We start from the raw sequence: 14,960 nt of genomic DNA on the forward strand, positions 1-14,960 counted from the left end.
GCCCTAAAAGTCGGTACCCAGTGCAAAGTGGAACAGAGGCTTTTGCACCACGCGCGATTCGATGCCCCACCCGTAATCGGCACGCAGGTACATCCCGAAGATGAGCGCCCGAGCGCCAAATCCATATCCTGCCACCAAGGGGTCGCGGTAGTAGTTGACTTTCGCAATCACGATGGGCGGCGTGTTGGGGTTGTTGGGGTAGTAGTAATAAACAATGTTGATGGGGTTGTCGCCATCATAAGGCGACCTGCCTTGCCAAGCGGTGCCGACATCGAAGAACCCGACCAATTGGAAGTTGCGCCAGAAATTGCCCATAACAGGCTTGTTGGAGAAGTATTTAAAGATAGGTACGCGCAGCTCGGCATTGGCCAGCACGAAAGAGTTGCCGTTGCGAATGTTTTGGTTGAACCCACGGATATTGGTGGCAAGCGTTTGATAGGCAAAATTGCCCTCTTGCGGAATGGGTATGTTTTGATTGAATCGCGGAAAAATCCAATTGTCCACCCCTCCGAGATAATAGAGTATCCTTTCCGACCCAAAGCTCGTGGCACCCGCCAAGCGCAGCGCAAGGATGGTGCGACGGTCGAGCAATTGGTAGTGGCGAGCGTCGAGACCGATGACGCTCATGATGCCTTTGTTGAAGCTGAGGCTCCAATTGGGTTGGAAATTCAGGTCGAACCGCTTCACCACTTCGCCGTAGAGTTTTGCTCTCGAACCCGTTTTCAGGTTCATGTCCACATCCACCGTGTTGTCATAGACCAAGCTCATGCCTACGGAGGCTCGTTGCTCGGCATAGTCGGGCGTTTCGAGCGTCGCCCGATTGGTGCTCAGCGCTATGGTTTTGTCCTGACGAATGATGGCATGGCCTCTCACGCTGAAAAACACATCGAGTGGGTAGCGCAATTCGTAAAAGCCGAGGATGGTGTTGGTGCGAATCTGCTGTTGGGAGGGCGGCAAGCCCGGCAGGTTTTGGTCGAGGGTGTTGACGAGGCTCCTGCGGTAGAGGGCGTAGCGTTTGTCCCAACGGCGTTTTTTGTCGTCGAACCACACATAGTATTCCGCGCCGTTGAAGGTAGTGGGCAGTCGGAAGCCTGCCTCCACCACATAATTTTCCAGCAAGTCCTTAAAATTCGCTTTGATAAGAATGCCGGGTGGGGGTGTTTGAAAACCGCCGGGTGAGCTGGCAAAGGTTTCAAGTCCGCCGAAAAGCAGGTTGTTGTCTAGACTGGTGGACACATAATCCGTGCGGAATTTCAGGCGGTAAGGGATGATTTGCGAAGGGTTGAAGCGAATGACTGATTGGTTTTTGCTTGCGTCCGCGAGGGGGCGCATACTCTTAAGCGGGCGGCGTGGCGCTGGCAGGGAATCAATTCTCATGCCTGGTTCTTCCCCCGTCTCCTCGCGCACTGGCTTGGTCAAGCGTGTTTGCTCGCTTTCCTGCGACAAAGCAGGGGGAGGTGTGGCAAGATGTTCTGGCACCTGAAACAGCCACCCAAGAGGGATCGGGGTTATCGAGTCGGCTTTGGCGATTTGGGGTTCGATGGGCTGTTTTTCAGGGATTTGGGAGATGCCTTCCAAGTCTGGTTGGGGCGGCACTGGCAGTCCCGCTTGGCGGTAGGTCAGTTCGCGGAAGCGCGTGATACGGGCTGGCGCTTGAGCCTCGGGGTTTGGTTTAGGGCTGTAAAACAGGGTTTTGCCCTCGCGGATGATGGTCTCCACCATTCGGCCACTGCGCATGGAAAGATGATGTTCCGCAATATTGCGGTCGTAATTGGTTTGGTTCCAAGTGCGGGCGCGTTTTTTGAAAATAACAAACGAGCGGATGCTGTCCACGGTGGTTGAGTCAATGTTTTGCAGCACCGTGTCCAAGGGGGCCAAGAATTCGAGCACTCGCTCCATGGGCCACTCACCGGGCTGTTTGTCGTCCAACGTTTTCACTTCCGCTCCATCGTTGAGATAAATGACGGCCTCAGTGTAAGCATGGTAAGGCTCCAGATAGCCCGCTTGGCGATTGAACACCCCATTCTCATCGCTCAAAAAGGCGAAGTAGGTGCTGTCCACTCCAATCGGGTTGCGCTCGTCGAACATGGGCGTCTGGGTGATGCGAACCAATTCTGGGCTGCGGCTATCGAGGTCGAAAAAGAAAATATCGAAGCGGCCAAGTGGCAGAATGGTATCCAAACGCTCCGTTGTCAGGGTGTCAGAGACGCGATTGCTGCTGAAAAGTATGCCTCTGCGCCCGTCGAGAATGGTGTAAGATGCGTCGAGGTCGTCCCAGAAGTCTTGAGTGAGGCGCTCCGTCTGCTTCGTCACGGTACGGTACATGAACAAATCGGAATAGCCGCGCACGGCACCCGAAAACACCAACTCCACCGGATTGATAAAATCAAGGCTGAACACGCGCTGATACTCCGGCGACAGGTCGGCAATGGTTCGCTTGATTTTGTTGCCGCTCAAATCGAGCATGGCCAAGCGCACGATGTCGCGGCGCTCATACATCACGGCCAGTTGTTTGTTGTCGGGGCTCCACGCGAGTTTTGGGTAGTTGTAGTCGGTGGTTTGCAGTGCGTTGCGGGCACCTCCGCCAAACACGCGCTGGCGTTTGCCGGTCTTGAGGTCTTGCACCCACACGCGCCATTTGCCGATGTCGTTGCTCACCCATGCGATGCGCTTGCCATCGGGGCTGATTTTCGCCTCGCTCAATGGGAGTTTGCGTTTGTTTTTCACGGTTATTTTCGTCAGATCGTCGGGTTTTTTCATAAACTTGGCCTCCTCCTGATAGCGGCGCTTGTAGTATTCCAGCATAAGCTCGGTGGTGCGCCGGTAGCCATTGCCGAGTACATATAGGAAGCCCACGTCAACGCTGCGATTGATGCGGGTGAGGTATAGCAGGTTGCTGACCGTGCTTCGCCCGAAGTGCAGGCCGATGTAGTTCCAGAAGGCGTGGCCGGCAAGCCGGGGGTGGCTTTTGGCCAATTTGTCGAAATTGGGATATTTGCCCGAACGTATCAAGTCGCGCAGTTGGTTGTCTAGCTCGCTGCTCCACTCTTCGCCACAGTAAGCCGAAAGCCCGTTGGTGTACCATCCCGGCAAGTTGAGCAACACCGCGTTTTGCACGATTTCCTGCAAATTGGTACCAAACAACATCGAGTTGATGAGCACTCCCGCCACGCCTTCGCGGATTTGAGTGCGCAAATGGTGGTGGTTGCCATCGAAAAAGACAAATACTTTGGTGCCAATGACCTTTGTCTCCCCAGCCCGCAGCTGAAACACCTCATCCTCGCCTATATTGCTTTGCTTAAGGTCGGTCAAATCAGAGAAAACCAACATCTCGATTTTGTCGGTCATTTGGTGCTCCAGCATTTGCTGCAAAGAGGGAAAATCGAGCTCGGCTGTTTGCAGGGCCGACTGAGCTATGTTGCGGGCATCGCCATACCAGTAAGTGATGAGGTTGGAGGTCTCATAAAGCATCCACTCGTCAATTTGGCGATTGTATTGCACACGGTTTTTTCCAAAAGAAGTTTGAGAGGTGGTTTGAGCCACAAGCGCCTCACCGCCGCACAAGGCAACAAAAAAAGAACAGAAGAGAACCGTGCAAGTAGCCGTTTTTGTCATGGCCGGGTAGTTTTTGAGTTGGGAGGGCGAAGGTCAGCACCTGCTGAGCAGCCTGTCGCTTTCAGAAAGGTAAAATTGAGGCGTTTGTTGCAAAAGACAATGACTTGCGGTGGCAAAAACGCATTGAGAGAGAAAAAGATTTTTCAGATGCAAGAAAAGAAGATGGCATTCATTGCACCTGTCGAGCCTTTGGATAGCCACCAACGCCCCTCACTCCCCGCACCAGCACACCTTGTCGCCGAAATTGCTGACCATGAAGCCCAGCAGCCCGCCGTTCGCCACGGGCGGCACGTCGAAGTCCTGCGGGCACACCAGCACCAAAAGTTGATGGCCGCTTGTCACCTCGTGCCGCGCCAGCAGCACCGCCCCGTCCTGCGACACCTGCCAGTCGAACTCGAAGGGCGGCTGCCCCTCCAACTCGAACAACACCTCCGCGCAGCCATCGCGGCACACAGCCTCCGGCGGCGAGCCGACCGTGATGCTCGGCTTTTGGCGCCAGGTTATTTTCGGCCCCTTGAACATCGAAAAGCAGGCGGCGGCGGCGTTGATGCTGTCGTTGGGCAACTGCGGCCCTGCGATGACAGCGACGTAATAGATGCTGTCGAAGTGCATCGTGCCGGGCAGGAAAGGGAATTTCAGGGTGTCGGAATACTGCACGATGCTGCCCAATGGGTTGGCCGGATTGGAGTACAGGATGAACCGGATGGTGTCGTTCGGCTCCAGATGGTGGTTTCCGGGCAGCGCGAGCGCGACGGTTTTCGGCCCGCAGACGGCTATGGCGGCGGTGTCGAGGGTGCCCGCATCGGTGGCGCAGCATTTTTGCACGGTGATTTGGAAGGTGACCGGCTCGCCGGTGCAGGCGCCGCGCTGGGGCGTGACGGTGATGGTGGCCGTCTGCGTGGCGGGCAGGGTGGGCGCGGTGAAGGCGATAAGCGAGCCGCTGCCGCTAGCAGGCAGGCCGATGGCGGGGTTGGAGTTCGTCCACGAGAAGGTGGTAGAGAGGCTGCCGCTCAGGAACACGGCGACCTGCTGTCCGCCGCAGACGGTGACGTTGTCGGGCTGGTTGACGCGGGCCTCTGGCAGCACCGTGACGCTGAACGACTGCGACGCGAAGGGGCAGGGTTGGGGGGTGACGGTGACGACAGCCGTCTGTTGCAGGGGGCCGCCCTGGGCGGAAAAGGAGAGGTCGCCGGAGCCGCTCGCGGGCAGGCCGATGGCCGTGTTGGAGTTCGTCCAGGTGTAGGAGTTGCCCGTGCCGCTGAAGTTGACGCTGACGGGGTCGCCGGGGCAGACGGTGATGTTGGGCGGGGCATCCACCGACGCGCCGTTGAGGGTGATTTGGAAGGTGACGGGGTCGCCGGGGCAGGTGACGCCCTGATTGGTGTACTGGGGCGTGACGGTGATGGTGGCGGTCTGCGGCGACGGCACTTTGGGGCTGATGTAGTTGATGTGGCCAGTGCCGGAGGCCGGAAGGCCGATGGCGGTGTTGTCGTTCGTCCAGGTGAAAGTAGCGCCCGGCGTAGCCGAGGAGAAGGTGACGGATACCGGTGCGCCGCCGCAGACCGTGAGGTCGGGGGGCTGGTTCATCTTAGGCTTGGGGTTCACGAGAACAGACCACGCAGGAATAGTACCTCTGCAGCCGCCCACCCATGCGGTGACACTTCCCCCACCCAAAAGCGGCATATCGGAGGGGTTTTGGGCTGTAAAAATGAGGTCGCCGCTCCCGGAGGCAGGGGCGCCGATGGTCATGCCGTTGGCAAGGGAAGTCCAGGTATACGTCTGGCCTGCAGGGCCTTGCCACTCGAAAACCACTTCATCGCCGGCGCAAACTATTTGGTAACCCGGGAAGTCAAGGTCAAAATGCGGCGGCGGAATGATGTCGAGGCAAATAGGGGTGGGGTCATAACAGGGATTGGTCGGTGTGGCGCACAATTGTATCACGTTCGCCCATCCGGCAAGCCCCGACCAATCTAACACCACAGATTCACCCGTGGGTGGGCCGACAAATTGAACCGAGTTAGGGAAAGGGTCAACCGTAATTGTCCACACGAGGTCCGCATCAGCAGAATTGGGGATAGAATATACGTTGGGATTGGGTATACTGCGGCAAAGTTGAGGCGGCCCCACCATCGGCCCCAAAGGGGGGCATTGGGCTGTCAGTGTGCTCCAGACGATAAAGAACAAAAATATACAGGAGGTGTGTAAACGGATGTTCATAGGCCGGGCTGAATTGAAAATGACCTTGGCAGCCGTACCGAAAGGCAGGGCTGCCAAGGTCATCAGTCTTAAAATTTCAAGCGCCACGCCGCCCAAAACAGCGGGACGGCATTGTCATGAAGTCGCTGTTATTGGCAGTCGTTGAATGTTTCATCACAGTCGTCGTTGGAATGGAAACAACGACTTTCGCCCACAGGTATCGTCACATTGATGGCGGTGGTGCCTGCAACCTGTACCGCCACAGTGATGGCCTGTGCCGCCGTCGAGGGGTTACGGATACACACAGAACCACCTTTGCGTACACAAAATGTATAGGGTGTATTGGCCGTAAGAGATACGGTGATAGACCTGTCTTGGCCGAGAGTGCTGCAGCCATTGCTGCAAGTGCCTGTGTAGTTGAGAATATCACCACACAGCTCTGCAGTGCCATTGGCAGTTGCAGTCACAACGAACGAACAGCCAGTGTCGTCGACGCAGGCTCGCTCAGTCACGGGTTTGTCACTCAGGGGTTTTATTTGGGGTTGGTCGGCCTCGCGCTGGCAGGAGGGGAAGTAAACTGCTGCATTGGCGGCGAGGAGCAAGAAAAAAAGAAGGAGAAATCGGTTCTTTTTCATAAAAAAGCGGGATTAAAAAAGTGAAAGGATTAGGCTTTTGTTGTCTGGGCGCCGACAGCGCAACATCAGCCCGATTTGCGATGCAAAAATAAATCAAAATATTTAAGGCGTCCAAGATTATTTTGTTAAAACATACGACGGTTTTAAAATCTTACACTAACATTTTGCCCCCCCTCAGTCCACGCACCCGCAAAACTTATCCTGGAAGAAATTGACCTGAAAATCAATGCTCCCGCCCGTCGGGGGGATGGCGAAATCGGCGGTGCAGAGGGTGACGAGCATTTGAAAAGCAGGTGAAGTCTCGTTTTTGGACAGGAGAATCTGGCCGTTCTGCACGATGAGCCATGTAAACTCGAAAGGCGGAGTGCCCGTAAAATCGAACAACACCTCCGCGCAGCCGTCGCGGCACACCGCCTCCGGCGGCGAAGCGACGGTGATGCTCGGCTTTTGGCGCCACGTTATTTTCGGCCCCTTGAACATCGAAAAGCAGGCGGCGGCGGCATTGATGCTGTCGTTGGGCAACTGCGGCCCTGCGATGACGGCGACGTAGTAGATGCTGTCGAAGTGCATCGTGCCGGGCAGGAAAGGGAATTTCAGGGTGTCGGAATACTGCACGATGCTGCCCAATGGGTTGGCCGGATTGGAGTACAGGATGAACCGGATGGTGTCGTTCGGCTCCAGATGGTGGTTTCCGGGCAGCGCGAGCGCGACGGTTTTCGGCCCGCAGACGGCTATGGCGGCGGTGTCGAGGGTGCCCGCATCGGTGGCGCAGCATTTTTGCACGGTGATTTGGAAGGTGACCGGCTCGCCGGTGCAGGCGCCGCGCTGGGGCGTGACGGTGATGGTGGCCGTCTGCGTGGCGGGCAGGGTGGGCGCGGTGAAGGCGATAAGCGAGCCGCTGCCGCGCAGGGCAGGCCGATGGCGGGGTTGGAGTTCGTCCACGAGAAGGTGGTAGAGAGGCTGCCGCTCAGGAACACGGCGACCTGCTGTCCGCCGCAGACGGTGACGTTGTCGGGCTGGTTGACGCGGGCCTCTGGCAGCACCGTGACGCTGAACGACTGCGACGCGAAGGGGCAGGGTTGGGGGGTGACGGTGACGACAGCCGTCTGTTGCAGGGGGCCGCCCTGGGCGGAAAAGGAGAGGTCGCCGGAGCCGCTCGCGGGCAGGCCGATGGCCGTGTTGGAGTTCGTCCAGGTGTAGGAGTTGCCCGTGCCGCTGAAGTTGACGCTGACGGGGTCGCCGGGGCAGACGGTGATGTTGGGCGGGGCATCCACCGACGCGCCGTTGAGGGTGATATGGAAGGTGACGGGGTCGCCGGGGCAGGTGACGCCCTGATTGGTGTATTGGGGCGTGACGGTGATGGTGGCGGTCTGCGGCGACGGCACTTTGGGGCTGGTGTAGTTGATGTTGCCAGTGCCGGAGGCCGGAAGGCCGATGGCAGGGTTGTCGTTTGTCCAGGTGAAGGTAGTGGTGGGCGTAGCCGAGGAGAAGGTGACCGACACAGGAGCGCCGCCGCAGACAGTGACATTGGGGGGCTGGTTCATCTTAGGCTTGGGGTTCACGAGAACAGACCACGCAGGACTGGTACCTCTACAGCCGCCCATCCATGCGGTGCCACTTCCTCCCCCGAAAAGCGGCATATTGGAGGGGTTTTGAGCTATAAAAATGAGGTCGCCGTTGCCCTGCTGAGGGGCACCGATTGCCATGCCGTTGGCAAGGGAAGTCCAGGTGTAGGTCTGGCCAGGAGGGCCTTGCCACTCGAAGACTACTTCGTCACCTTCGCAAACTATTTGGTGGTGAGTCTGACCATCAGGGTCATAAGGTTCAAAATGCGGCGGGGGGATAATATCCATGCAAACGGGAGTGGGGTCGTAACAAGGGTTGGTGGGGGTGGCGCACAATTGTATCACGTTCGCCCATCCGGCAGGGCCCCACCAACCCAGAGTGACGGTTTGACCTGTGGAAGGGCCGACAAATTCAACCGAGTTAGGGTTAGGGTCAACCGTGATTGTCCAGACGAGAGCGGCGTCAGCGGAATTTGGGATAGAATATATGTTGGGATTGGGTACGTTCCCGCAAAGTTGAGGCGGTCCCATTATCGGCCCCAAGGATGGGCATTGGGCTGTCAGCATGCTCCGGGCTATGAAAAAAAGTAAAAATATACAGGAAGAGCGTACACAAATGCTCATAAGGCATAACGATTTGAAAACGACACCGGAAACCACGCCTTGTAACAGCAAGCCGCGGCTTCCGATGCCGTTCGTGTCAAAATAGCCGAATGCCGTTCAGACTAAAACAGCGAGTCGGCATAATCATAAAATCACTGTTACTTGCAGCCATCGTTTGTTGCACTACAGCTTTGAGCGGGATGGAAACAATGGCTTTGACCCACAGGTATCGTCACATTGATAGCGGTGGTGCCGGCGACTTGTACCGCCACATCGATAGCTTGCAATGCCGTCGAGGGGTTGCGGATGCACACAGAGCCATCCTGTAATACACAAAATGTGTATGGGGTATTGGCTGTAAGCGATACGGTGATAGACCTGTCGGCGCTATTAGTGTTGCAGCCGTAGTTGCAAGTGCCTGTGAAGTTGATAATATCACCACATAGCTCTACAGTGCCATTGGTGGTTGCGGTCACAACGAAGGAACAGCCGGTGTCGTCGAGGCAGGCCCGTTCCGTCACGGGTATGTCGCTCAAGGGATTTGGGGCAGGGGCAAGGGCATCGGTATCGCGTTGGCAGGAGAAGAAGTAAAGGCCTGCAAGGCACACGATGGAAAAAAAGGGCAGCCAGAAAATTTTGAATTTTTGCATAATCGAAGGGATGTAAAAAGTGAACGGATTAAATTTGAAACATCCATAAAGGCGAAACAAAAATAAGCCAAAACTTTCAATTTGTCCAAGCCTTTCAGGCTAAAATATACGTTCGCTTTGAAAAGCTAACTCCAACAATTCATTGTCGCCACCACCGTCCCCCTCACTCCCCGCACCAGCACACCTTGTCGCCGAAATTGCTGACCATAAAGCCCAGCAGCCCGCCGTTCGCCACGGGCGGCACGTCGAAGTCCTGCGGGCACACCAGCACCAAAAGTTGATGGCCGCTTGTCACCTCGTGCCGCGCCAGCAGCACCGCCCCGTCCTGCGACACCTGCCAGTCGAACTCGAAGGGCGGCTGCCCCTCCAACTCGAACAACACCTCCGCGCAGCCATCGCGGCACACCGCCTCCGGCGGCGAGCCGACGGTGATGCTCGGCTTTTTCCACCAAGTGATTTTCGGTCCCTTGAACATCGAAAAGCAGGCGGCGGCGGCATTGATGCTGTCGTTGGGCAGCAGTGGCCCTGCGATGACAGCGACGTAGTAGATGCTGTCGAAGTGCATCGTGCCGGGCAGGAAAGGGAATTTCAGGGTGTCGGAATACTGCACGATGCTGCCCAATGGGTTGGCTGGGTTGGAGTACAGGATGAACCGGATGGTGTCGTTCGGCTCCAGGTGGTGGTTTCCGGGCAGCGCGAGCGCCACGATTTTTGGCCCGCATACGGCGACGGAGGCGGTGTCGAGCGTGCCCGCATCGGTGGCGCAGCATTTTTGCACGGTGATTTGGAAGGTGACCGGCTCGCCGGCACATGCACCCGGCTTGTAGGGCATGACGGTGACGGTGGCCGTCTGGGTGGCTGGGAGGTTGGGGGCGTTGAAGATGATGTTGCCCGACCCGCTCGCGGGCAGCCCGATGGCGGGGTTGTCGTTCGTCCAGTTGAAGGCCGTGCCGGCGCTGCCGCTCAGGAGCACGGCCACAGGCTGGCCGCCGCAGACGGTGACGTTGTCTGGCTGGTTGACGAAAACCGCCGGCAACACTGTGATGATGAAGGTCTGTGGTGCGAAGGGGCAGGGCTGGGACATGACAGTGACGGTGGCAGTCTGCTGAAAGGGCGAGCCTTCCGTTGTGAAAGAGATGTTGCCCGTGCCTCCGTTGCCCAAGCCGATAAAACTGTTGGAGTTCGTCCAAGAGTAGTAGTCTCCAGTACCCGTGAAGTTGACCTCGACCTGTTCGCCGGGGCAGACGGTGATGTTGGGCGGGTCGTCCACCATCGTGTTGTTGAGCGTGATTTGGAAGGTGACGGGCTGGCTGGTGCATTCATTGAGGGTATGATGGGCGGTGACGGTGATGGTGGCCGTCTGTTGCTGGGTCACTTTGGCGCTGACATAGTTGATGTTGCCTGAGCCGGAGGCAGGCAGCCCGATGGCGGGGTTGTCGTTGGTCCAGGCAAAAGTGGCGCCCGGCGAGCCGCTGAAGGCCACTCCTATCGGCGAGCCGCCGCACACCGTGATGTCGGGAAGGGGATTCACGGATGGCGCAGGACGCACATAAAGAGCCCATGAGGTATTACCACCTTGACATCCGCCCAATGACGGAGTGACGTGTCCTCCTCCAAAAATGGTCATGTCGGTGGGGTTTTGGGCAGTAAAAATGAGGTCGCCACTGCCAGCCGGCGGAGAGCCTATGTACAGGTGAAATGGCTGTGTGGTCCAAGTATAAGTCTGACCGGGAGGGCCTTGCCACTCGAACACCACTTCCTCTCCTTCGCAAACGGTGGGAATAGGTATGGCAAGAGGGTCGAAATGGGGCGGGGGAATGATGTCCATGCAAATGGGGGCAGGGTCGTAACAGGGGTTGGTCGGCGTGGCGCACAATTGTATGATGGTCGCTAGTCCGGCAGGCCCATACCAAGTCAACTGGACGGATTCGCCCGTGGGAGAGCCGATGAACTGAACCGAGTTTGGCGGGACAACCGTGAGTGTCCACACAAGACCAGCATCGGCGGAATTGGGAATCGAGTATATCATGGGGAAATTGCTGCAAAGTTGGGGGGGGCCTTGGATGGGTTCAAGTGGCTGGCATTGCGCTGGCAATCTGTTCCGAGCGGTGAGAAAAAGCAAAAATAGTATGCAGGGGCGTATAGGAATTTTCATAAGCCAGTGGGTTGAAAACGGCGGCACTGGGTGCAAAAAATCCTACGGACTTTGCAGCGTTCTCCCAATATACCGTAGTGTACAAATGCCTCCCACTGCCCTAGTCGGAGCACGGGGAGGGTATTGGTGGGTAAACGTTGTTATTGGCACCCGAGCTCCGTCGCGTCACAGTTGGCGTTGGAGTGGAAGCAGGCAGTTTGCCCCGGAACAATTGTCGCGTTTTGTGATCCGCCAGTGCCAGCAGTCACCGTGATATTCATGGTCTGGGTTGCCGTAGAAGGGTTCCGTATGCAAAGGGAACCACCTATCAGTACACAAACCGTAGCAGGTGCAGAAGTCGGGACGGTCATCCAAATGGACTTATCATTACTGTAAGTATCGCAAGCAGTACAAGTTCCTGTAAAGACAGCAAGGTCGCCACAAAGCTCAACGGTGTTGCTGACATCCGAGAGAATCAAGTACTCACAGTAGCCGCTGGCGCAGGCTCGCTCGGTCACGGGTGTGTCGCTGAGGGGTTTCACGGTAAGTTGTTCGGCTTCGGCTTCGTGCTGGCAAGAGAGGAAGTGAAGTCCTGCAAAACCGACGATGGCAGCAAAAAGGGGCAGCGAGAAAATTTTGAATATTTTCATAACCGGAGGGATGTAAAAAAGCGAACGGATAAAATTTGAATTCGACCGGTCGCAGAGCAAAACAAAGGTAGGTCAAAATTTTAGTCGTATAAAAGTCTTTTTTGCCAATAAACACGACTGTTTTTAAAAATAACCCCCAACAATTCATTGTCATCGCCAACGCCCCTCACTCCCCGCACCAGCACACCTTGTCGCCGAAATTGCTGACCATAAAGCCCAGCAGCCCGCCGTTCGCCACGGGCGGCACGTCGAAGTCCTGCGGGCACACCAGCACCAAAAGTTGATGGCCGCTTGTCACCTCGTGCCGCGCCAGCAGCACCGCCCCGTCCTGCGACACCTGCCAGTCGAACTCGAAGGGCGGCTGCCCCTCCAACTCGAACAGCACCTCGGCGCAACCATCGCGGCACACGGCCTGGGGCGGCGAGCCGACGGTGATGCTCGGCTTTTTCCACCACGTTATTTTCGGCCCCTTGAACATCGAAAAGCAGGCGGCGGCGGCATTGATGCTGTCGTTGGGCAACTGCGGCCCTGCGATGACAGCGACGTAGTAGATGCTGTCGAAGTGCATCGTGCCGGGCAGGAAAGGGAATTTCAGGGTGTCGGAATACTGCACGATGCTGCCCAATGGGTTGGCTGGGTTGGAGTACAGGATGAACCGGATGGTGTCGTTCGGCTCCAGATGGTGGTTTCCGGGCAGCGCGAGCGCCACGATTTTTGGCCCGCATACGGCGATGGCAGCGGTGTCGAGGGTTCCTGCGTCGGTGGCGCAGCATTTTTGCACGGTGATTTGGAAGGTGACCGGCTCGCCGGTGCAGGCGCCGCGCTGGGGCGTGACGGTGATGGTGGCTGTTTGCGTGGCGGGAAGGTTGGGGGCCGTGAAGGCGATGAGCGACCCAGAGCCGCTGGCGGGCAGGCCGATGGCGGGGTTGGAGTTTGTCCACGAGAAGGTGGTAGAGAGGCTGCCGCTCAGGAACACGGCGACCTGCTGTCCGCCGCAGACGGTGACGTTGTCGGGCTGGTTGACGCGGGCCTCTGGCAGCACCGTGACGCTGAACGACTGCGACGCGAAGGGGCAGGGCTGGGGGGTGACGGTGATGGTGGCCGTTTGCTGCAAAGGCGAGCCTTCGGCGCTGAAGGCGAGGTCGCCTGTGCCGCTGGCAGGCAGCCCGATGGCGGGGTTTGAGTTCGTCCAGGAGTAGGAGGCAGCGTTGCCCGTGAAGTTGACATTGACGGGCGCGCCGGGGCAGACGGTGATGTTGGGCGGGGCGTCCACCGACGCGCCGTTGAGGGTGATTTGGAAGGTGACGGGGTCGCCGGGGCAGGTGACGCCCTGATTGGTGTATTGGGGCGTGACGGTGATGGTGGCGGTCTGCGGCGACGGCACTTTGGGGCTGGTGTAGTTGATGTTGCCAGTGCCGGAGGCCGGAAGGCCGATGGCAGGGTTGTCGTTTGTCCAGGTGAAGGTAGTGGTGGGCGTAGCCGAGGAGAAGGTGACCGACACGGGGCTGCCGCCGCAGACGGTGAGGTCGGGGGGCTGGTTCATCTTAGGCTTGGGGTTCACATACAGAGACCACGGAATCGAGGCACCACCACAGTCACCATTCCACTCCCTAATATGGCCCCCTCCGAAAAGCGGCATATTGGTGGGGTTCTGGGCTGTAAAAATGAGGTCGCCGCTGCCCTGCTGAGGGGCGCCGATGGCCATGCCGTGGGGAAGGGAAGTCCAAGTATAGGTCTGGCCTTGGGGGCCTTGCCACTCGAAAACCACTTCATCGCCGGCGCAAACTGTAAAGGGGACTGGGAGGACGTCCAAATGTGGGGGAGGGATGATGTCCATGCAAATGGGTGTGGGGTCGTAGCAGGGGTTGGTGGGCGTGGCGCACAAATGTATCATCGTCCCCGACACAGGGTATAACGTCCACCACAATGTGACAGATTCACCTGTAGGAGGGTCAACGATTTCAACTTGTCCGCCAAGTGGCGGCACGATAGAAACTGTCCACACAAGGTCGGCATCAGCGGAATTGGGAATCGAGTATATGTTGGTGCTAGGGAGGGAGACGCAATACTGAGGGGGGCCCACAATCGGCCCTAGCGGGGGACATTGGGCCAGCAGCATAGCCCGGGCGATGAAGAACAAAAATATGCAGGAAGAGCGTACACAAATGCTCATAAGCCAGAACGATTTAAAAACGACATCGGAAACCACACCATCCCAGTAGGTAAGGCGCGGCCTTCGATGTCACTCGCGTCAAAATTGCCGAATTCTGTTCAGGCAAAAACATCGAATTGGCACAATCATAAAATCACTGTTACTTATAGCCGTCGTTTGTGGCACTACAGCTTTGGGCGGGGTGGAAACAATGGCTTTGACCTACGGGTATCGTCACATTGACAGCAGTGGTGCCTGCAACCTGTACCGCCACATCGATGGCTTGCAATGCCGTAGAGGGGTTACGGACACACACAGAGCCACCTTGGAGTACACAAAATGTGTACTGGACATTGGCCGTAAGTGATACGCTGAGAAAAAAGTCGTTGCCGCTACTGCCGCAGCCATAGTTGCAAGTGCCTGTATAGTTGAGAATGTTACCACAAAGCTCTACAGTGCCATTGGTGGCTGCGGTTATAACGAACGAACAGCCGGTGTCGTCGAGGCAGGCCCGTTCCGTCACGGGTATGTCGCTCAAGGGATTTGGGGCAGGGGCAAGGGCATCGGTATCGCGTTGGCAGGAGAAGAAGTAAAGGCCTGCAAGGCACACGATGGAAAAAAAGGGCAGCCAGAAAATTTTGAATTTTTGCATAATCGAAGGGATGTAAAAAGTGAACGGATTAAATTTGAAACATCCATAAAGGCGAAACAAAAATAAGCCAAAACTTTCAATTTGTCCAAGCCTTTCAGGCTAAAATAT

10 protein-coding genes are annotated in these 14,960 nt (G+C 57.1%); all 10 read right to left on the reverse strand.

Annotated elements, in window-relative coordinates:
- Positions 1-3: 3 nt before the first annotated feature.
- Entirely contained in the window at positions 4-3,615 is a 3,612-nt protein-coding gene (locus KIS77_01945) for a PD40 domain-containing protein (GenBank protein ID MCW5921076.1), read from the reverse strand.
- 210 nt (positions 3,616-3,825) lie between these two features.
- Complete coding sequence (locus KIS77_01950; protein MCW5921077.1) at positions 3,826-5,832, reverse strand: hypothetical protein; 2,007 nt, start codon at positions 5,830-5,832, stop codon at positions 3,826-3,828.
- A gap of 128 nt (positions 5,833-5,960) precedes the next feature.
- On the reverse strand, positions 5,961-6,446 hold the full coding sequence (locus tag KIS77_01955; protein MCW5921078.1) for a hypothetical protein: 486 nt from the start codon (positions 6,444-6,446) through the stop codon (positions 5,961-5,963).
- Between the two features lie 174 nt (positions 6,447-6,620).
- Positions 6,621-7,229 (reverse strand): hypothetical protein, encoded by a 609-nt coding sequence (locus KIS77_01960; GenBank protein MCW5921079.1) that lies wholly within the window; start codon positions 7,227-7,229, stop codon positions 6,621-6,623.
- Positions 7,178-8,299, reverse strand: a complete 1,122-nt coding sequence (locus tag KIS77_01965; protein MCW5921080.1) for a hypothetical protein — start codon at positions 8,297-8,299, stop codon at positions 7,178-7,180. Before KIS77_01965 ends, KIS77_01960 begins: the two co-directional genes overlap by 52 nt.
- 473 nt (positions 8,300-8,772) lie before the next feature.
- Positions 8,773-9,264, reverse strand: coding sequence for a hypothetical protein (locus KIS77_01970; protein ID MCW5921081.1), 492 nt, complete (start codon positions 9,262-9,264; stop codon positions 8,773-8,775).
- 163 nt (positions 9,265-9,427) lie between these two features.
- The gene (locus KIS77_01975) at positions 9,428-11,419 is read right to left on the reverse strand and encodes a hypothetical protein (GenBank protein MCW5921082.1); all 1,992 of its coding nucleotides are present in this window, start codon (positions 11,417-11,419) and stop codon (positions 9,428-9,430) included.
- Between the two features lie 140 nt (positions 11,420-11,559).
- Entirely contained in the window at positions 11,560-12,048 is a 489-nt protein-coding gene (locus tag KIS77_01980; GenBank protein MCW5921083.1) for a hypothetical protein, read from the reverse strand.
- Positions 12,049-12,214: 166 nt separating this feature from the next.
- On the reverse strand, positions 12,215-14,221 hold the full coding sequence (locus KIS77_01985) for a hypothetical protein (protein ID MCW5921084.1): 2,007 nt from the start codon (positions 14,219-14,221) through the stop codon (positions 12,215-12,217).
- 139 nt (positions 14,222-14,360) lie between these two features.
- A complete protein-coding gene (locus KIS77_01990) occupies positions 14,361-14,852 on the reverse strand; it encodes a hypothetical protein (protein ID MCW5921085.1) in 492 nt (163 codons plus the stop codon).
- Between the last annotated feature and the right edge of the window lie 108 nt (positions 14,853-14,960).

It is taken from the genome of Saprospiraceae bacterium, assembly GCA_026129545.1.
Taxonomy (GTDB): Bacteria; Bacteroidota; Bacteroidia; order Chitinophagales; family Saprospiraceae; genus M3007.